The sequence below is a fragment of the Candidatus Chlorohelix sp. genome, from assembly GCF_037138995.1.
Taxonomy (GTDB): domain Bacteria; phylum Chloroflexota; class Chloroflexia; order Chloroheliales; family Chloroheliaceae; genus Chlorohelix.
Genome location: NZ_JBAXHI010000001.1, coordinates 201,788 through 221,469, shown reverse-complemented (window position 1 = coordinate 221,469; position 19,682 = coordinate 201,788). Strand labels below are relative to the sequence as shown.

Sequence of the window (19,682 nt, the reverse complement as noted above, 5' to 3'; positions counted from 1 at the left end):
AAAGCTAAATATGAGTTAAATATATAAATAATGCTTATACGAAATGGGAAATTTCATGCTTGCCATGTTAGGTAATTATTGTTATGATTCAAGCCATCTAGTGAGCAATTTAGAGGATATAGGGACAGACCCCTTTAAGAACAGATAGTTCGATTGTGTCTCCGGCGATAATAAATTTATCCCAGCCCTTTCTGAACATCTCATTTATAAAACTCAACTCTCTGGGTTAGTGTAGGTGCTATTAACCGGATCGTCCATTTACAGAAGCCTAAGGTTGCTGTTGCGCTTAGTTTTGTCTGAAAATTGAGATTGCAGTTTTAGGGGTTAGAGTTAACAGCACGCAGTAGTTGGCAGGTCAGCAAACCTGTAAAAAATTTATAAATTTGGAGAGTTTTCGATATGACGGAAAACGAACCTTCCCAAAATAAACAGGCTCGGCAGAATCGTACACTAGAGCTAAAACAGGTCTGGCAAGCCGCTTTACACGAATTGAGTCTTACCCTACCCAGCAGAGCTTTTGACTCATGGGTTCGTATTATTAACCTCGTAGCAATTGACAGAGTTAAGGGTGAAGCCATACTGGGTGTTCCTTCTTCATTCGCCAAAACTATACTTGAGCAGGATTATCGCCTTCCAATTCAAAGAGCGTTGTCCAGTGTAATTGGCGAACCTCTTGAAATTCATTTCATAGTCGAACAACCCGCCCAAACCAGATTTTTTGAACAGGAACATCAAGAAGAAACGATTGCTTCGGCTAATGCTTCCCCTAGCAACGGTTATAACTATAATAAACCTGCAAAAGAGTATAATAATCAGAGATTTGCACAAAATGCTAATTATAGATCAAATGGTTTGAACGGTAACCAACCTCAAAACTACAATGCTACTGCTCAAAATAGCTTTGACACGCCTAGCTTACTTCAAAAATCTTCTTACGAAGAAGAGGTTGATTACATTGATGAAGTTACCGGAGAACCGCACTACAGTTTCCCTGACCGTTATACTTCTGATTCGCAGCTGAGTGAAAAAGCCAAGATTGCTAACCTTAACCCGCGTTATATTTTCGGGGATTACGTAGAAGGCAATAACAACCGCATGGCAGTAGCAGCAGCGCGGCATGTTGCTGAAAATCCCGGACACAGCTATAACCCTCTTTTCATTTACGGAAATGTGGGTCTGGGTAAAACCCATATCTTGCATGCTATCGGTCATGAAGCCTTACGCATACGCCCTCACCTAAATGTACTTTATGTTTCCAGCGAGAAATTTACCAACGAAATGGTTAACGCTATCCGCGAACGTAGTATGGAGGATTTCCGCAATCGTTACCGTAATATAGATATTTTGATGATTGACGATATTCAATTCATTGCCGGCAAGGATAGCACGCAGGAAGAATTTTTCCACACTTTTAACGCCCTGCATGATGCCAACAAGCAAATTGTCATCAGTTCTGATAGACCACCTAAAGCGATGCTTATTCTGGAAGATCGTTTACGTAGCCGTTTTGAGGGTGGGTTAATTTCGGACATCCAACCACCGGATTACGAAACACGCCTTGCGATTCTGCGAAATAAGGCACGTTTGAAGGCAATACCGATTCCAGAAGAAGTGCTAGAACATATTGCTAGGCATATACAGAGCAACATTCGCGAACTTGAAGGAGCGCTTACCCGCGTGGTAGCTTTTGCCCTACATAATAGGACAAACCTAACGGTAGAATTAGCTGTGCAAGCCCTACATGATGTCATGTACAACACCCGTAAGAAGGTTTTGACACCGGCGCGAATAGTGGAAGTGGTAAGCCAGTTCTTTAATATGGACATTAAAGAATTGCGGGGGCGCAGCCGGAGTCAGGATATAGTTTTACCGCGCCAGATTTCGATGTATATCACTCGTGAGGAAACCGATACCAGTTTAGTTGAAATAGGACAGGAATTGGGCGGGCGTGACCACACTACTGTGATGCATGCAATTGAGAAAATTGAGCGCGAAATGGAAACCAATCAGCAGCTTCGCCAACAGGTTAATACCATAATCCAGTTGCTCTACTCTGAAGGCGGAGCGATGCGTTAAGCATAGCAGGGCTGGGTGCAGTCTCAGTACAGAAACCCTTTGACAAACATGAGCAGGCAAAAACCTGCTCTTTTTGTTTCCTCGATACAGTGATTCTAGGTTATACACAGCTTTACACAAAATGTGGATAAATTGCAATTCCCATGTGGAGAATTTGTTATTTTGGTGTGGAAAAAGCTCAGAAAAAGTTATAATTTTGTGGAAAAGCAGTGCATGAAAAGTGCAAAAATATGAGTTTTAAAGTGTATAAATTGTGTGTAATTTTGGGAGGTTTTGAAGCACTTTTCACCATGTGTGCATAACCGCATGTGGAGGAGGAGTGACCATGGTGGAAAAGTAATGCCTAAAACCCTATTTATACACGTTAGTCACTAAGCAATGTGAATAAATCGCTAGTTATCCACAAGGTTTAGCACCGCTCATGAGTATAGATTCTTGTGGAATCTGAGGCTAAAAACCTGCTTTCCCACATTTCCACCTCCTCTATTACTATATACTTCTATAAATATTAATATTATTAATAAGAATATAAATAGAAGAGTTATACACAAAAGCCCAATCGGCGAAAAAAATGAAACCATGTTATAAATTGGAGTATCCGGCAAGAAGCAAGCTTTGCATCAGAAATTTGAGGATTGAAAACAATGTCCCTTATGCGCTATACCATAATAGACCCGGAAATAACGGCAAGCTTTTTAGCGCCCGGAAATGTTTTAAAGGCATTAGCAGCCGCATGTAGCGCAAAGCCTACCCCTACAAGCCTCCTAGAGCTTTTAGAGAACGCAAATAAATATGATACCGGGTTGCAGCAATATGTACTAAGCGGTCTGGAAATTTTTGACCAGCATTTAGCCCAGCCTGAAGTAAAAATGGATGCACGTCTTGAAGCTGATTTGCGCGAGGTGCTGGATAACCTTACTTTCCCCGAACAACCAGTTAGTATTAGCGGTTATGCTGACCTCTTAAACCTTCAACAGAATTCTAGCTTGCCTCGCCTTGCTGCTCACCCTGTTCTAAGGGTAATGGATGAAGCTACCCGCAATGAAAGCCTACAGCCTATAAGCTCCGGGTTGGTTATTTTTAACTTACGCGCTCGGCGTATCATTCAGGTACAAAACAGCTTTGGTTTGCTTCAACGCAGCGACAGAGGTCGCTATTTTGAAAACGGTATTCCTTCTGAGCGACTTTTCTTTTACCGCTTACCGGTAGATTGGAGTTTAGTTCCCTGATGTCGGAGTATCTAAAAATAGCAGTTTTTTCAGATAAACATGCCAATGCACACTTGGCGTTGGAGGGTGTTCAACGCTATGTGCAATTGACCATTGCTTCCTGTGACTGCGAAAGGGTGGGATTTATACTTGGTAGGCAATAGCAAACGCTGAGTTAGTTTTTGTTATCCTCATCTTTTTTAGGCTTTTTGAACATTCCACCTACAAACATTCTGCCTATATCAGCCTTCATTTCTTTCGAGTTCGGCATGCTGGAATCGCCAAAATTGGACTCAAGCTGGAATTTCCGCTTGTTTTGAAATAGCTGGTTACGACCCTCACGGGCGTTTTCAAGAAATGCGCGGAGTGGTTCAGGTTCGGTTTCTTCGACAGGGCGCGACCTACCCTGTTCATCCTGAAGCCCGGCTAATTCCAGCATGTGCCGCACCCGTGACAGCATTTGCTGGTAACGATCTATCCAGTTAATCAGCGCGTCGTTATTGGTACGGCAAATATCCAGCCACATTTGAACGCTTCCATCGGCAAGGCGAGTGGTATCTTGAAAACCCGTGCCGGCTACACGCGAGATTTCTTTCCAACCGTCACTTTCAAAGGACAGATTTATCAACGAGGTAGCGGTCAGATAGGGTAAGTGGCTTATAGCTGCCACGTAGGAGTCATGTTCATACGCATCTATGAAATGAGGTCTAGCTCCTGCAATCTCTACCAACCGCAGTACGCTTTCAATTGCTTCTTGCCGGGCATTGGGAGCGGGTATCAGGCAGTAGGTACAATCTTGAAATAGTGTAGCTTCGGCTTCTTCCAACCCGGCGGTTTTGCCAGCCATAGGATGCCCACCAACGAAACTGACGTTATCGGGCAATAATTCTTTAGCCCAACGCATTACCTGTCGTTTGGTGCTGCATACATCGGTAACTATCGCGCCCTTCTCAAGATGAGCCGCAATATCTTCAAAGGTTTCGCGCACTGCCATAACCGGAGTAGCCACAATTACCACTTGCGCCCCTTTAACTGCTTCCATAGGGGTGGCAACCATGTGGTCAACTATTTTGCGTTTGTTGGCTTCTGCTCTTTGCGAACCTTTGGCATCAAAGCCAACCACTTCTATTCCGGCGGTTCGCCCCTCTTCAGACTTAGCCCATTCTTTTATAGCCAACGCCCATGAGCCGCCGATTAACCCCAGCCCTATTATTGCTATTCTCATCTACCAACCTCTATTTATGAGTTTTGTTTGCCCCTGCTTAGTATCAATAGTTCTATCGCCAAAAAAATCAGGAACAAAGCAAAAATGAAGGTGCTATTCAGAAGGCGTAATGCGCCCATTGTAAAAATGCTGATTACATAAATCGAAAGGAAAGCCGCTTCGCGGTGAGGTCGCAACATATTGTAACGCGCCACGCGAGTTTTATATAGGCGGAAACCTAGCAGGTAAAAGGCGGGCCAGCTAATGCTATATATTACCAATAACAAACCTAGCAGAAATAGTACCATACTGGGCAAGTTTTCTTGCCACCTTTGCGTAGGGTTGGGCGGGGTAAAGAGCAACATGAAGCCGAATATAAACCAACCGGTAATTGCTAACCAACCATACCAACTTGCACTCAGCATACGCCCAATCGGCATAAAGGTCAGCGCGGGTGCTGCCAGTAACAAAACATAGACTAGCAAGCGTCCCGGAAACCAAAAGCCGTAAGCCCCTACGTTGTAGATGACCCCAAACCCGATGACCCCTGCCCATGCCAGCCCTGCAAATGCAGAAAGCAGCGCCACTGTCCCCTTGTTTTTAATTGCTCTGGTTGCCACTGCCAACTGCCTTTCTACACCAAAGTGATTTGCGAACCTTCGGGCGTTTTTACCACCTCAATGCGCGTGGGGAATACGTCCTTTAGTTCTTGGATATGGGTGATTACTATAATCCGGTCAAAATCTTTTTCAATGCCCCTGATTGCATCCACAATTCGTTCGCGCCCTTGTCCGTCCTGACTACCGAAACCCTCGTCAATAAAGAGGGAGCGCAATTGTGCGCCGCTTCGCCTTGCTAGCATTTTGCTCAGCGCAATCCTGACCGCAAAATTGACCCTGAATGCTTCGCCACCGCTGAAAAGCTCGTAAGGGCGTGCGCCGTATTCGTCCGAGATATAGAGTTCGAGTGTTTCTATCGCCTCGCCTCTGCGCCCTTCGCGCTGTGTGTCGAAACGCACGCTCATTCGCCCATCGGTCATTTCCGCCAGCAAACGATTGGATTCTTCCTCGATTTCCGGCAAAGCGGCATCTATTATCATTGCCTGTAAGCCCTTCTTGCCGAAGGCTTCCGCCAGTTCGTTATATATTTTACGGTCTTCGGCGGCACTCTGGAAAGCTCTTTCTACTTCAATTTCTTTTTTAGCTTTTACATCACATTCAGCCAGTTTCATTTCCGCTTGCATCTTTTGCTTTCCCAACAAGCTCTGGAGATCCCGGCTTTCTTTTATTTCTTTTTCTAGCGCGGTGAGCTTTTGGAGCAACTCCGGTAAATCCTGAATTTCCGCCTCTAACCGTTTCTTTTCGTTCTCTTTACGAGCTATCTCATTCCGGTAATTTTCTTCTTCTGTGGTGTAACGTTCTTGGTTTTTGTTTTCACGCGCAATGGTGGTTACTGCCATTTCCAGCCTCTGGTATTCGCCCTCGTAACGGGCGTATTGGTTGCGCTGCTCGCTGGCTTGGCGATGGGCTTCCCGGTCGTAATTCAGCGTGGCGATAACTTGCTTCAATTCCTGCAAACTTTGTTGCTCCTGTACAGCGTAATCTTGCGCTTTTAGCTTGCGGGTATTTTCCTCTTTTTCTTGCTCCAGCCGCAAAACTTGCCGTTCAGACTCTTGCGCCGTTTCTATTTCCTTATCTAGCCTTGCTTTCTTAACGTTTAGCTCGTCGTAGGGTTTTGCCCTGCTTTCTAATACTTTCGCCTGTTCGTTAAGCTCTTTCAGTTGCTCTTTTAGTTTATTGTGTCTAGATTCTTCCGCCTGCGCTCGTTCTTTAGTCTCTTTCCATTGCTTGCGATATTCTTCGACAGTGTGTTCGCGTGCGTCTTTTTCCAGCACCGTGCCGCACTGGTCGCAACGGTCGCCCTCTTTTGGCACATTATTGGCTTTTGCATGGATTTTAGGCAATTCCCCGCTCAAGCGTTTACTTTCCAGTTCAGCCTGTCTTATATCACCTTGTACTCCAGCAATTTCGGTTCTGAGCTTTTCTAATTCTATACGAGTATTAGCGGCATTTTGTAATTCAGAAAGAGTCTGCTCGCGGTGCGCTAATATGTCAGGTAGTGAACCTGCGCTGCGCCGCACTGTTGTTAAATCCCGCTCGATACTCTCCAATTTGTTTTGTAGGCTCATCTTTTGCCGCTGGATTATATTTTCCAATGCGGTTTGTTTTGAGTTCAAATCGTTCAAGCGGTGCAACTTCTCGTTAAAAGAGTCCTCTATTTTGCGGGCTTCCTGCAATTTGCTATAACTCTCTTCTATTTCCTCGCGCCGATTCTGTACTGCCAACGCCACGTTCAGGCTGCGTGTTGATTCTGCCAATGCTTCTTTTACCGTTTCGAGGTTTTTGCGGTTAGCGTTAATTTCTTTGCTAACCCGTTCTAGGTCGGCGCGGCTGCTTTCAAGGCGATTTTTGCGTGTTTTAAGTTCAACTTGCTGTTCTTCGCGCTGGCGTAACGGGTCGCGCTCCATCTCAAGCCGTGATTCGATTTCCTGTTTTTGCCGCTCAAATTCCGGGCGCTGGCGTAGAAAATCGGTTAAATCTTTTAGCTCGTTTTCGTAACGTAGCCTTTCCGATTCTGCGTCTCGTGACCGCTCTTTTGTCTGCTTTTCGTATTCGTCGTAGCGACTCAGTTCAAGGATTTCTGCCAGCACTTTTTTGCGTTCGCCGGCTGTTTTTACGGTAAAGGAATCGGCGCGACCTTGCAGCAAGAAGGCGCTATTGATAAAGGTTTCATAGCTGGTGCGAATGATGGTAGCGATTTGCTTCTCTTTAGCGCGTACCGTTGGTTCGCCGATATTAGACCAACTGCCATCTAGCTTGCGAACATAAAAATTTAACTCGGTATGCCCAGAACTTTTGCGAGTACGGCGGCGGTTTACCCGGAAATAGTCATCGCCTACTTTGAACTCTAGATCTATCTCGCTTTCAACCTCGCCCTGCGCTATTAGGTCATCATCTCCGGCGCGTGCCTTGCCCCACAGCGCCCATGTCATAGCATCGAGAATGCTGGATTTGCCCGCGCCGTTGTCGCCGGAAAGGCATGCCAGATGCACGCCTTCGAGGTCAAGGGTGGCATCGCGGTAGCACAGGAAATTTTTCAGGGTTAAGCGATTGGGAATCATATTCTTGCCAGTTTCTTTGGAAATTTTTTTCTTATAATCACAGAGGTAATTTTATCACAGGCAGGAAATAAGGGGCAATTTTTTAGCGCAAAGCCAAGCGAAGAAAATTAAAAATCCCCCTCTCCTTGATACAAGGAAGGGGGAAATAAGAGAAAGAATTTTAAGCCATTTGGATAGAGGCGGCGGTTTCAAGACCCAATTCCTTAATGCTCTCTTGCCGCATTAGATATTTCTGGATTTTGCCCGTGACCGTCATGGGGAAGGCTTCTACAAATTTGAAGTAGCGCGGCACTTTGTAGTGAGCGATTTTGTCCTTGCAATAGGCGCGCAACTCTTCGGAAGTGGCAGTTTCACCTTCGCGCAGTTTCACCCACGCCATGATTTCCTCGCCGTATTTGGGGTCGGGCAAGCCGATAACCTGCACGTCCGAAACCTTCGGGTGGGTGTAGAGAAATTCCTCAATTTCACGCGGGTACACATTCTCGCCGCCCCGTATAATCATATCCTTGATGCGCCCTACAATATTGACGTAGCCTTCGTCATCCATTACGGCGAGGTCGCCGGTGTGCATCCAGCCCGCAATGTCAATGGAATTTTTGGTGGCTTCCTCGTTGTTCCAATAACCGAGCATTACGCTATAGCCGCGGGTGCATAATTCGCCTTTTTCGCCTACGGGAACGACCTTGCCGTTGGTTGGGTCAACTATTTTTACTTCGAGATGCGGATGAATCAATCCTACGGTGCTTACGCGCTTATCGAGCGGTGCATCGGTGCGAGTCTGGAAACTCACGGGGCTGGTTTCGGTCATGCCATAGGCTATTTCCGCTTCGGGCATGTGCATCAGGGTGTTGACCTTCTTCATTACTTCAATCGGGCAAGGTGAACCCGCCATGAGTCCGGTGCGTAGGCTGCTGAACTCATATTTGCTGAAATCGGGATGGTCTAGTTCGGCAATGAACATGGTAGGCACACCATATAAGGCAGTGGCTTTCTCTGCCTGAATTGCCTCTAGCACTGTTTTGGGGTCGAAACCATCATTGGGATAAATAGCGGTTGCGCCATGTGTCAAACAGCCCAGATTGCCCATCACCATTCCAAAGCAATGGTAGAGCGGAACCGGGATAACGAGACGGTCTTTATCGGTAAAATTCATCAACTCAGCCGTAAAATAGCCGTTGTTCAGAATATTGTGATGGCTTAGGGTTGCGCCCTTTGGAAAGCCGGTAGTGCCGCTGGTGTATTGGATATTGATTGCATCGTCAAATTCTTGGTCGCGCTGCCGGACGGCAAGTTCGGCTTCGCTGACATGTTCTGCCACAGACAATACATCGCCCCATGTTAACATGCCGGGCATGCGCTCTTCACTCAAGCGAATCACGGCACGCAAAGAGGGTAAATTCGCCGATTTCAACTCACCCGGTTTGCTCTCTTTCAATTCCGGGCAAATATCATAAAGCATTTGGGTGTAATTGGAGGATTTAAACTGCGGCGCAATGGCAATCGCGCTACAACCGGATTGGCGCAAGGCGTATTCAAGTTCGTGTAGGCGGTAGCTAGGGTTAATGTTAACTAGAATGACCCCAATTTTGCTGGTGGCGTACTGCACTATCGCCCATTCCGCCATATTGGGTGCCCAGATGCCAAGACGCTCACCTTTTTTGAAGCCCAAATGCATGAGGCTGCGGGCGCATTGGTTTACTACTTGCTGGAACTGGCGGTACGTGTAACGGATATTCTGGTGGCGCGAAACTAACGCTTCGTTGTCGGGGTACTGCGAAACAATTTGATCGAACAAATCACCAATTGTGCTGCCTAAAAGCGGTTTTTCGCTGGTGCCGCTCACATAGCTCCAAGCTCTGTCACCCATTCTTTTCATTCCTCCTCGAATAAAACTATTTTTCCTCAATGTCCGTGAGATTAGTTTGAAATATACAACCCTATGCCTATTTCGGCAATGTTACAAAGGAGTCCGGTAATTTGTGGAGGAATGTATGAAAAAGAAAAACGCTCACCCTGTATTTTTTAACAGGTAAGCGGTTGTTGCTTAGCATTGCTATGTGACTAAGCTTTAGCTATCGGCTTTTTCTTTTTTCCATATCGGTTGTAGTACCATCCAATTATCAGGAGTGCGCCGGATTAGCTTCTCCACTTCGCGCAACATGCGAGCGGTCAATTCACGGACAGCTTCCTGCTTATTAGGGGCGTTGGTTTCGGGAGAAAAGCCGGGTAATATATCTATTATATGCTTACTGTTGGAGGTGCGGTATGGATGGACGAAAATTATTTCCGCGCCTGTTCGCAAGGCTACTTCGGCGACTCCAAGCGGTATCGGTGCGTCTGCGCCGAAAAATTCCATCATGTGACCTTCTCCGTTCACATCACGGTCAATCGCCATGCAAACTACCGCATTTCGTTTGAGTACCCGGAAAATTTCACGTACTTCCATTCCACCCATCGGAATCAGTTTGACTCCATTGTCCGTTTGTCGCTGCTTCTTGATAAAATCGTACATTTCGGGTGGCTCGATAGGCTCAACTACCAGATTAAAATCAACGTTATAACTGCTGGCGCGTTGCATCGAAAATGAGAAGCTTCCCAAATGACCGGAAACCATAATTACACCTTTGCCCCGTTCCTGCGCCTTGTAAATATTTTCTATCCCGTTTACCGTGACCTGTTGCTTGAACTGCTCCGTGGTCATTTTGCCCTGCCGCATAATATCAATGTAATTACACAGGTTGTTCTTGATTATGCGGCGGGCAATTTTTTCGCGCTCTTGAGGGGTGTAATCGGGTAGAACATGCGACAGATTCCACAGTACATTTTCTCGGATGCGTCCTATCAGATAATAAATCAGGAAAGCCACAAACCCGCACACCGCATAAATGACCCGGTACGGAATGTAGGGCATTACCCTTGCGCCAAAGCGGAATAAACGAACGGTATTCATTTCACTCCTGTGCTATTCCGGCGCTTTTTCTAGCGCGTGCCGTTTTACGCTCTGTCGCATCCCGTTTTTGCTGTTCGTATAGCGCAACTTCCTCCTCGCTCAACCACAATTTGCGGAACATATACCACTGATCGGGATGACGTTTTACCAGCTTTTCAATTTCAGCAGCGAAAAGTTGCGTGATTCCCAGAACATCTTTTTCCTTGTCACCGCTTACCTCATAGCTGAGAGGCGGCGACCATAAGCCATAGTAGTAATTGTTTCCGGGTTGTCGGGCGGCATACCCAAACATAATCGAAGCGCCGGTTTTTAGCGCCAAGCGGGCGGGACCAACCGGGAAGCGGGCGAGTTTGCCAAAGAAATTGACTATCACCGACTCGCTGTCTTCACTTTGCAGCGGCGAGTCTAGTAATAGCACTACGATTTCACCTCTTTTCAGAGCAGTATAAAGCCCTCGTAAGGCTTCTTTTGGCGAATAGATTGTCAGTCCTTGCTTGCGGCGTGAATCCTGAATCAGTGTATTAAGTTCAGGCGGGTTAAAGTCATTTGCCACCGAAGTGAGCTTATAACCACGCTTCCCCACTAGCATTGCCGAAACATCCCAGTTTCCAAAATGAGGCGTTACCAGCATTACCCCTTTGCCCGGAGCTATTGCCTGTTCAATATATTCCCAACCACCAGTGCCGGTAACTTTGTGATAATCGTCTCCGGTAAGATGATTTACCCTGAAAAAATCGGTCATATATTTAACGTAATTACGGAAACAACGCCGCGAAATCATCCTTACTCGCTTGTTTATTTTTGGCTCGCCCAGCACAATTTGCATGCTGAGGTCGGAGTAGTGGCTGTGTCCGCGTGCTGCCCAGTAATAAATTTCTCCGCCAATAGCCGCAAACCCGTAGCGTAGCCAATCGGGGCTTAAATAACTTATCCAGCTTACTAACTTGAACGCATAAACCGCTAACATATAATCGACTCTCTCATACTTTGTTTCTGGCATTCATATAAATAAACTCATTGGCATATCCGGCAAATTCGCCCCATTTCTGCGCTGCTCGCAAATAAATATCACGCGGTTGGGTTTTTTTGCCTTCAAAATAAGCGGCTTCCATTGCTCGCTGCACCCACGAATCCAGCGGAAAGGCTTCGTATTTGCCCAATGAAAAGAGCATAACACAATCGGCAACGGTGCGCCCAACTCCGGGAAAAGCCATTAATTGACCAACTGCCCAATCGTAAGGCAACTCATCTAATTTATCCAAATTGCCGCCCTGTGCAGCTACTTGCTTAGAAGTTTGTAGCACATATTTGGCGCGATATTCAATACCTTCTTCCTGCTCAAGCTCGGCTTGTTTTACCTCTCCCAAAATGTCGGCTATTGGAAAAGCGTAGCCTCGATATTTACCCAGCGTTATTGCTTGCCCATATTTTTTGCTAATAGCTTGGACTGCCCGCGCTACTTTTGGAATGTTGTTATTTGCCGATAAGATAAAAGAAATCAGAGTTTCAAAAACAGGTTGGCGCAACAACCGCAACCCATAATATTGTTTTACCGCTCTTTCGATAAAAGGGTCAACGCTAATTCTTCTGGTAATTTCGCGGTATTGTTCGTCTTCTTCCAACCGGAAATAGGCGGCAAGCGTTTCAAAATCATCCTGCTGTGGTGCGGTTTCGTAATAAATGCGCTTCCCGCTTTGTTGTAACCGCGCAAAGGTATTGCCCATTACGCCATAATAAAAACCATCCGCCATTTTCTTCCAACGAAAAGTCTGCCCACACTCTAATGTATATTCCAGATTCAGATGTTCGGTTTCAAAATACGCTAATTCCACTGTTGTTCCTTTCTAGGATAAATATTATAGCAAACATGATTTGAAGATTTTTTTAATTGGTTGTTAGGTATTGCCCTCTAGCGGTGTATTAATATATGACAGAATATCAGGTTATTCGTGAGCCGGAATTTGCAATTATTTTTCGGTTGTACGGATAAAGAAAGGAATATAACATGTCACGGAAAGTTAAACTGATTGTAGCAGGCGGTCTGCTAACTTTTACAGCGATGGCGTTAGGTTTGATTTTGAGCGTGGTGTTCAGCGTCAGCACGGTTACTCCGCACACTCCCTCAACTTCAAATACCGCTCAACAATCAGCCCCATCTGATCAGTCAATACAGCAGGCTACTGGAGAAGATTTCAATTATGCTGCTGGCTTGAATGATGTGATGACACAGCTTGGAAAGGGCGGAGGCGCGGGGATAATTCGGCAATTTGCCAATGTGCCAGAAGCGCAAGGCACTATTTCAACTGTTGAAAACGGCGGGGCGAAGCTCACCCTTAACACTAAAAAAATAATAAACCTAGCTTCTGATGCTGTGCTGGCAGATGCTAACGGTGCTATCACCAAAGATACCCTTAAGGTAGGCGAGCGCGTGGTAGTGGTAGGCAAGGTTGAGAGCGATAACTCTATTACTGCCAAAGCCTTAATCCGCTTACCCGCTTTGCCAAAGGTTTTGGTCGGTGATTTTGTATCGGCAGACGCTACTACATTGAAGTTCAAGAATAACAACGTAGAGTGGACTGCAACACTTGACACCAACGCTAAGGTTTACAAGGATGGGAAAGAAGCCAAGCTAACCGACTTCACAAATACTGAGAAGATAAATGTAGTCGGTAAAGCGGATGAAACTGCCCATACTATATTGGCGAGTTCCGTTACTCAGGGTCGTCCGGTTATGGCTGCTTTGGGGGATTTCACTAACGGCAAAATCAAGAGTATTGATATTGCCGGAAACAGTTTTGTAGTAACGCATACCGACCCTGCTACCAAAAACAATACCGATGAGAAAATTACGGTTGACTCAACTACCAAATATTTGGGTAGCTCTATCAAAGGTTTGAGCGATCTTAAAGTGGATGATACCGTAATGGTACGCGGCGCCAAACAGGCTGACGGTAGCTATAAAGCAACTGACGTAGTTATCGGCAATGGCTTTATGCGTGGCGGTCAGATGGGTTCTGACAAAGGTCAAGGCGGTCAGATGGCTCCCGGTGGTCAAATGAGACCGGGCGGTAGAGGTCAGGGCGGTCAAATGAGACCGGACGGTAATAGTAATGGTACAGGTCCAGTTAGCAACGGCTAATTCTTAACTCACGTTCCTGTGCTATTATTTAGAGGCGGTTAGTAGCCGCCTCTAACGGTATGGAGGCTTTGTCGGGTAGGTAAATTTGTTCGGACGTAAAGCCGTAGAAAAACCACAAGAATTTAGCGTGGTATCGAGCAATCCAGAGAGTTTTAACAAGGGAAAAGCTCTCTCTCCCGATGAGTTTGCGCGTTTCTATGATAGTTATTTCCCGCGCCTCTACCGCTATCTTTCCTATCGAACCGCAACCCGCGAAGAAGCTGAAGATATAGTTGAAGCGGTCTTTGAGCGCATTATCGGTAAATTCCATACCTTTGATTCCAAACGTGGTAGCCTAGATGCTTGGGTTTTCACCATTGCTCGGCATATTTTATCCAACAGACACCGTTATCTGAGCCGCCACCCTGAATTACCGTTGGAAGATGGTTTCGCCGCTGAACTTGGGTCCGGTTTAAGCGAGTTTGTGGTTGAACAAGAAGACATACAACGCTTGCGCCGTTATTTAGGGCGACTGAGTGAGCGTGAAAAAGAATTGCTGGCGCTACGTTACGGAGCAGAGTTGCCGCATCGCCGCATTGGCGAATTGCTGGACATGCGCGAAGGGAACGTGACGGTTAGACTTGGACGCATAGTAAGAAAATTGCGCGGGTTCTTTGAGGCAGAAGAGAATGAATAAGGGAGATTTTGACCATATTGAATATGGTAAAGACGAATCCGCCGAATTGAAGCGAGATACCGCCTTTGCCCGTCACCTCGAAACTGATTGGCGTTTCGAGCCGATTCCTGAGAATCAAGCGCGTTTACGCCGTAAGTTAATGGTAGGACTAGCGCAAACCGCCGCTCAAACCGAAAGAAAAGGTTGGTTGCGCCTACCTGCTTTGCGTGGTTGGCAATTGGCTACTGTGGCTTTGCTTTTTAGCGCTATTGCTACTGCGGTGGTTGTATTGGTAAGTGTGGCGATTTCTTCAACTAACGATAACCCTTCAGCGGTGGCGAATAATGTCAGCCAAACTCTGCCCTCTATCAACGACTCTGCAAATAACAAAGTATTAAGCTTGCAGGATGCAAATACTCAGCTTGGCTTTAAGGCTACACAGCCAACTTATCTACCTGCTGGTTATAGCCCGGATAAAGCCAGCCTGTTTCAGCCTTCAACACGTAATCTGGGGATACGCCCTGCTTTTCCGGCAATCGCTCCTACGCTGCAACTCAAATACAAAACCAATTCTTCGCGCTTGCTGGAAGCTTACCAATCCGAATTGATACAAAACCTGCCACCAGAAGCACGCGAACGAATTACCAATATGATGTTCAATATGGCAGGTCGTACCAATAAGTATAAAGAACAGGTTGTACAAGGTGTTCGGGGCTTTTTAATCGAAGATAATAACTGGAAAATCGGCTTTGGAGGACGCGCTAATACCGATAAAAGCGATGATGCTTCTACCTTGCCTTTGAATGGCTTTCCGCTTAATTTCTACCGTAATGCTCAACCTAGTGGTGGCTTTCTTGAATATCATGCGCCCGATACTGTAAAATCTGCCCGCGCACTTGTATGGCGACGCGCAGGTGTGGTATTAGTATTGGTGAGCGACGATAATTTAGCAGTGGAAGAACTCCAGAAAATTGCCGAGTCTTTCCAATAGTGCGGGCATTAAATGCAATTTGATATTCTGACTCTGTTTCCTGAAATGTTCGAGGCAACCCTTAGCGCAAGTATCTTAGGGCGAGCGCAAGCACAGGGCTTGTTTGCGGCAAAAGCTCATAATATTCGTGATTGGGGTTTGGGTCGCCACAAGCAAGTGGATGATTACCCCTATGGTGGCGGTGCGGGCATGGTTTTTCGCCCTGAGCCGCTTTTTGCTTGCCTCGAAGCGGTGCTGGAACTACCCGAACCCCTTTCCTCCGAAAACCCTTTGACGGTAGATTTTCCGGTGATATTATTGTCACCGCAAGGTGAAAGGTTTAACCAGCAAATAGCGCAAGAATTGGCGAATCACTCGCGTATAGTTTTGGTTTGCGGTCATTACGAAGGCTTTGACGAGCGTATTGCCCGCTATGCCACTAACCGCGAACTGAGCATCGGCGATTATGTGCTGACGGGAGGTGAGTTGGCGGCGATGGTAATTGTGGACGCGGTGGCACGTCTCAAGCCCGGTGTACTGGCAGAAGAATCCCCGCATGAAGAGTCACACACTCGCCCCTTGCTGGAATATCCCCATTACACCCGCCCTGCCGAGTTCAGAGGTTGGAAAGTACCTGATATGTTGGTATCAGGACACCATGCTAAAGTGGCGGAATGGCGGTTCAAAGAATCGCTACGCCGTACCTTGCAACGCCGCCCCGATTTGCTGGCGCAAGTTGAGCCTGAACTGGACAAAAAAGAGCGTAAATTGCTTGCACACGTGCGGCAAGAAGAAACCGAACGCCCTAGCCTTTCCCAAGAGAATTCTTAACTCTCTTTTCGTGCTATGAGCAGTGCTTGAGCGGAACGCCCTACCAGACCACGCAAGTCGTATAGATTTGCGTTGGTCAGCCCTACTCCCTCGGTTTGAATCAGCGTACTGGCTTCAAGGCAAATCCATTCGCCGGTGGGTGGTCGCAGGCTGTGGATGGTCAATTCGGGCGGAATGAATTGCCATTCCCTGATGTCGAGCGGACCACTCGCCCCATTGGCGGAATCCGCACTAAGAATCAGCCGTTGCATTGGGGAGGTTTCTTCACCTGCTAACAAAGGGTAGCGCATCCGCAGCCAGACGGTGGCGGGACCGGGATGTTCCAACCCCCCATGTACAAAGTGCCACTCAATCGCTTTAATAAAGCCTCCACCCCAACCGGGCGCTTGGGTTGGGTCGGTTTCCGGCGCTGACTCGGGCAGCCCTACAATCTCCGGCAACTTGATTTCTTCTTCGGCTTGCGTAGGGCGTTCGTTCGGTATGCGGATACGCCAACCGGTGGCTCGCATCACCGTGCGTCCCTCATATTCCAGCAACGCTTCGAGCTTTTCCACGCTGCGTCCCGGTCTGACCAAATGGGCATGGGCGCGTAAAGGGGCAAGCGGTACAGGACCGAAAATATCTATTGAGATACGTGCCAACACGGTATCCGGGCGAGGCGAGCAATTTTCCAACTGGCGTATCAGCAACGCGCCGGGAGGTCCGCCATGCTGGAAACGCGCATCCCACGGACCTTGTGTATGAATAGTAGGCTGGAACATATCGTTGCCTTCATCTATCCAGAATGAGTCCATTCTTCCTCTCCTGTGTACTTACCCGTCAACGGGGGCGACCTGAAAAGCTTTCAAAATAACCCGCCTATACTAACCTCTTTTTTCGGGTTTATAAACTCAAAAGCGATATAGGTATTGACAAGCTTTACCGCATCCCATATAATCAAAGTGTCCGAACGTTCGGATAATTACATAAAAGCAAAACGATAATGCAACAAACACATGATAGCTACAGTCTAATACTGAATGTCGCGCTAGAGCTTTTCACTCGCAAGGGCTATGACGGTACTTCCATTGACGACATCCGAAACGCGGCAGGGTTCAGGTCAAAAGCCAGCCTTTACACCCATTTCAAGGGTAAGGAAGAAGTGGCGAAGGCTTTGCAGGAAAAGTGTGAAGCCGAACTCAGCAAAACGCTAACGGCGGCTTATAACGGCGCATCTCCTGAAGCCCTCAAACGCTTTACCAGAGTGGGGCGTGCCTTCATAGAATGGGCGCTGAATCACCCCCGTGAATATGCTTTCCGGTACTTAAGGGTGCAGCAGGAAAAGCTGATGAGCGGGGAATACGCTTATCTCGGTGAAACTCCATCGGGTGAATATACCATGATGATGGATTTGCTCAAAGAGTTACGGACGCGCTACCCGGTGCGACATGTCGCCGATGCCGCCCTTCTGAGCATGATGGTGGGTTTGATTAGCAAGGCAGTGGTGGATCAGGAATCTTTTGGAAACGTTATTTTCGAGGAACGGGTCAGGCAATTAATGGAAATGTGCTTTGGTATTCTTTTTTCCGAGTCTGTTCCTTTAGCTGAGTAATATTTTTTTTCATTTAATAAATGACCGAACGTTCGGTGATTACATAAATTATAAAGGAGTATATGATGAAAACCATGAATAGTGCAATTGAGAAAAGCATTAAGATAGAGGGTGGCGAACTTTCCTACGAAATTACTGGCGCTGGAATAGCAGTGCTGTGCTTGCCCAGTCTGGGTGATACTCGCCGCGAATATGAAAAATTTGCGCCAGAATTGGTGGAACAGGGCTACCGGGTGCTAACTACCGACCTGCGCGGAATGGGCAAATCGCGCGGAAAATTCAAAAAACATGATATTCCCACGCTGGCGAGCGATATAAAAGCCATTCTGGACGCGGAAAAGATAGAGAAAGCGTTTTTGGTGGCTTGTTCGGTATCGGGCGCATCGGCGGGATATTTCGCGGTGCATTACCCTGAAAGAGTGGCAGGGCTGATAATGTTCAACCCAATTATACACACGGGTCCACGCCTGATGACCATGCTAGTAGCGGGTCTTATCGGTACACCGGGAATCGGCAAGGGCTTGTGGCTATCTTATTTCAAATCGCTTTATCCGACCCGCAAAGTTGACGATAACTATCTGGCGCATATAAAAGAACAGATGGCTTTGCCGGGTGCGTTGAAAAGCATCGCGGGCATGACTAGAGCGAAACGTATTGATGACATTATCGGTAATATCAATGTTCCTATCCTGATTTTCTTCGGGAGTAAAGACCCTGACTTCAAATCGCCAGAAGCAGAAGCGAAACTGATGCAGCAGGAAATCAAGCAGGCGCAGGTGGAAGTATTGAACGATTCCGGGCATTACCCGCAGCGCGAGTTTCCCGAACTGGTGTTGCCCCGCACTCTTGAATTTCTCAAAGCTATCCGTTAAATAAAAAGTCTCTCACCACCGGAGATTTAAACCGTGGTGAGAGCTTGATTTATACCGCAGGTTTGCTTTTCATTTGCTGTTTCAAATCAATAGCACGTAGGGCAGCGACCACTTCTTCGATGCTCTCATCGGGCGTGCTGGCTCCGGCAGTTACGCCCACGCTTTCGACCCCTTCAAACCACGCCGGGTCTATTTCATCGGCACGCTCGATTTTGTAGGTAATCGCGCCGTTTTCGTGGCACAAATCGGCGAGGTGTTGCGTATTGGCGCTTTTCTTGCCGCCGATTACCACCATGACTTGGCATTCTTGCGACAGTTCTTCTGCGTTGCTTTGCAGGCGAGTGGTAGGGGCGCAAATAGTGTTATGTACCTTGATTTCCTTTGTTTTGCCCAGAAAATGCTCGTTTACCTTTAAGACAAATTCTTTGAACTCTTTCAGGATGGTGGTACTTTGGGATACTATTCCGATGCGCTTAGGCGGGCGCATGTCTTTAACATCGTTAAAATCTTTAGTGGCAAGCGCGTTTTTTCCAGCCCAACCCAGAATGCTGATTACTTCAGGATGGTTGCGGTCGCCGTAAACAAAAACAAAATAGTCATCCTTTACCATTTCCATAGCGGATTGCTGAATAAGCGTAACCAGCGGGCAAGTGGCATCCAGCACTTCCAGCCCTTTTTGGAGAGCGGTTTCAATCACTTCTGGCGCAACGCCATGCGCGGTAAAGGCAATCGTTCCGCCGGATATTTCCTGCATCTCGCGCTCGGTGTACTTTACGCCCAACCCCAACAGCCTATCCACTACTACCGGATTATGCACTACCGCGCCGTAGGTGGTGATGTTGGCGTTTATGCGGGTACTGGCTTCTTTTTCCACCAATTCTATCGCTTTGCGTACTCCAAAGCAGAAACCCATTTCTTTCGCCGTTTTGATTTCCATACTTCTAAATTAATCCTTTTCACTTTAAGTAAGGGCTGGCTCACTTTCAAACCCTTAGATATTATAGC

The 19,682-nt window shown here is 46.9% G+C and carries 18 protein-coding genes; 9 read left to right on the top strand and 9 right to left on the bottom strand.

Features of this window, described 5'->3' with window-relative positions; genetic code table 11:
* Nucleotides 1-399: 399 nt before the first annotated feature.
* The 3 genes from dnaA to WCK19_RS00980 all read left to right on the top strand — a co-directional run bounded on the left by dnaA (nt 400) and on the right by WCK19_RS00980 (nt 3,448).
* Nucleotides 400-2,076 (top strand): chromosomal replication initiator protein DnaA, encoded by a 1,677-nt coding sequence (gene dnaA / locus WCK19_RS00990; RefSeq protein ID WP_342395477.1) that lies wholly within the window; start codon nt 400-402, stop codon nt 2,074-2,076.
* Nucleotides 2,077-2,720: 644 nt separating this feature from the next.
* Entirely contained in the window at nt 2,721-3,305 is a 585-nt protein-coding gene (locus tag WCK19_RS00985; RefSeq protein WP_342395476.1) for a hypothetical protein, read from the top strand.
* Entirely contained in the window at nt 3,305-3,448 is a 144-nt protein-coding gene (locus tag WCK19_RS00980; protein ID WP_342395475.1) for a hypothetical protein, read from the top strand. The genes WCK19_RS00985 and WCK19_RS00980 overlap by 1 nt, the downstream gene beginning before the upstream one ends.
* An 11-nt stretch (nt 3,449-3,459) precedes the next feature.
* On the opposite strand, the gene WCK19_RS00975 is transcribed toward WCK19_RS00980, so the two are convergent.
* The 7 genes from WCK19_RS00975 to WCK19_RS00945 all read right to left on the bottom strand — a co-directional run bounded on the left by WCK19_RS00975 (nt 3,460) and on the right by WCK19_RS00945 (nt 12,451).
* Entirely contained in the window at nt 3,460-4,509 is a 1,050-nt protein-coding gene (locus WCK19_RS00975) for a prephenate dehydrogenase/arogenate dehydrogenase family protein (protein WP_342395474.1), read from the bottom strand.
* Between the two features lie 14 nt (nt 4,510-4,523).
* A complete protein-coding gene (locus WCK19_RS00970) occupies nt 4,524-5,108 on the bottom strand; it encodes a hypothetical protein (protein WP_342395473.1) in 585 nt (194 codons plus the stop codon).
* Between the two features lie 14 nt (nt 5,109-5,122).
* On the bottom strand, nt 5,123-7,669 hold the full coding sequence (locus tag WCK19_RS00965) for an SMC family ATPase (RefSeq protein ID WP_342395472.1): 2,547 nt from the start codon (nt 7,667-7,669) through the stop codon (nt 5,123-5,125).
* A gap of 160 nt (nt 7,670-7,829) precedes the next feature.
* A complete protein-coding gene (locus tag WCK19_RS00960) occupies nt 7,830-9,536 on the bottom strand; it encodes an AMP-binding protein (protein ID WP_342395471.1) in 1,707 nt (568 codons plus the stop codon).
* A gap of 201 nt (nt 9,537-9,737) precedes the next feature.
* Nucleotides 9,738-10,619, bottom strand: a complete 882-nt coding sequence (locus WCK19_RS00955; protein WP_342395470.1) for a lysophospholipid acyltransferase family protein — start codon at nt 10,617-10,619, stop codon at nt 9,738-9,740.
* A gap of 1 nt (nt 10,620) precedes the next feature.
* On the bottom strand, nt 10,621-11,619 hold the full coding sequence (locus WCK19_RS00950; protein WP_342395469.1) for a lysophospholipid acyltransferase family protein: 999 nt from the start codon (nt 11,617-11,619) through the stop codon (nt 10,621-10,623).
* Nucleotides 11,600-12,451, bottom strand: a complete 852-nt coding sequence (locus WCK19_RS00945) for a DNA glycosylase (RefSeq protein WP_342395468.1) — start codon at nt 12,449-12,451, stop codon at nt 11,600-11,602. The genes WCK19_RS00950 and WCK19_RS00945 overlap by 20 nt, the downstream gene beginning before the upstream one ends.
* Before the next feature lie 173 nt (nt 12,452-12,624).
* Here WCK19_RS00945 and WCK19_RS00940 point away from each other — a divergent pair, with 173 nt between their 5' ends.
* The 4 genes from WCK19_RS00940 (at nt 12,625) to trmD (ending at nt 16,214) form a co-directional block, all read left to right on the top strand.
* Nucleotides 12,625-13,758 (top strand): DUF5666 domain-containing protein, encoded by a 1,134-nt coding sequence (locus WCK19_RS00940; RefSeq protein ID WP_342395467.1) that lies wholly within the window; start codon nt 12,625-12,627, stop codon nt 13,756-13,758.
* Nucleotides 13,759-13,843: 85 nt separating this feature from the next.
* Nucleotides 13,844-14,434, top strand: coding sequence for a sigma-70 family RNA polymerase sigma factor (locus tag WCK19_RS00935; RefSeq protein WP_342395466.1), 591 nt, complete (start codon nt 13,844-13,846; stop codon nt 14,432-14,434).
* Nucleotides 14,427-15,404: a hypothetical protein gene (locus WCK19_RS00930; RefSeq protein ID WP_342395465.1), complete on the top strand. Its 978-nt coding sequence runs from the start codon at nt 14,427-14,429 to the stop codon at nt 15,402-15,404. Before WCK19_RS00935 ends, WCK19_RS00930 begins: the two co-directional genes overlap by 8 nt.
* Nucleotides 15,405-15,416: 12 nt before the next feature.
* Nucleotides 15,417-16,214: a tRNA (guanosine(37)-N1)-methyltransferase TrmD gene (gene trmD / locus WCK19_RS00925; RefSeq protein ID WP_342395464.1), complete on the top strand. Its 798-nt coding sequence runs from the start codon at nt 15,417-15,419 to the stop codon at nt 16,212-16,214.
* On the opposite strand, the gene WCK19_RS00920 is transcribed toward trmD, so the two are convergent.
* Nucleotides 16,211-17,008, bottom strand: a complete 798-nt coding sequence (locus WCK19_RS00920) for a thioesterase family protein (RefSeq protein ID WP_342395463.1) — start codon at nt 17,006-17,008, stop codon at nt 16,211-16,213. The genes trmD and WCK19_RS00920 overlap by 4 nt on opposite strands.
* A 188-nt stretch (nt 17,009-17,196) precedes the next feature.
* Here WCK19_RS00920 and WCK19_RS00915 point away from each other — a divergent pair, with 188 nt between their 5' ends.
* Nucleotides 17,197-17,805, top strand: a complete 609-nt coding sequence (locus WCK19_RS00915) for a TetR/AcrR family transcriptional regulator (RefSeq protein WP_342395462.1) — start codon at nt 17,197-17,199, stop codon at nt 17,803-17,805.
* A gap of 62 nt (nt 17,806-17,867) precedes the next feature.
* Complete coding sequence (locus tag WCK19_RS00910; protein ID WP_342395461.1) at nt 17,868-18,677, top strand: alpha/beta hydrolase; 810 nt, start codon at nt 17,868-17,870, stop codon at nt 18,675-18,677.
* A 49-nt stretch (nt 18,678-18,726) separates the two neighbouring features.
* On the opposite strand, the gene ispH is transcribed toward WCK19_RS00910, so the two are convergent.
* Nucleotides 18,727-19,614, bottom strand: a complete 888-nt coding sequence (gene ispH / locus WCK19_RS00905; protein ID WP_342395460.1) for a 4-hydroxy-3-methylbut-2-enyl diphosphate reductase — start codon at nt 19,612-19,614, stop codon at nt 18,727-18,729.
* Nucleotides 19,615-19,682: the final 68 nt, after the last annotated feature.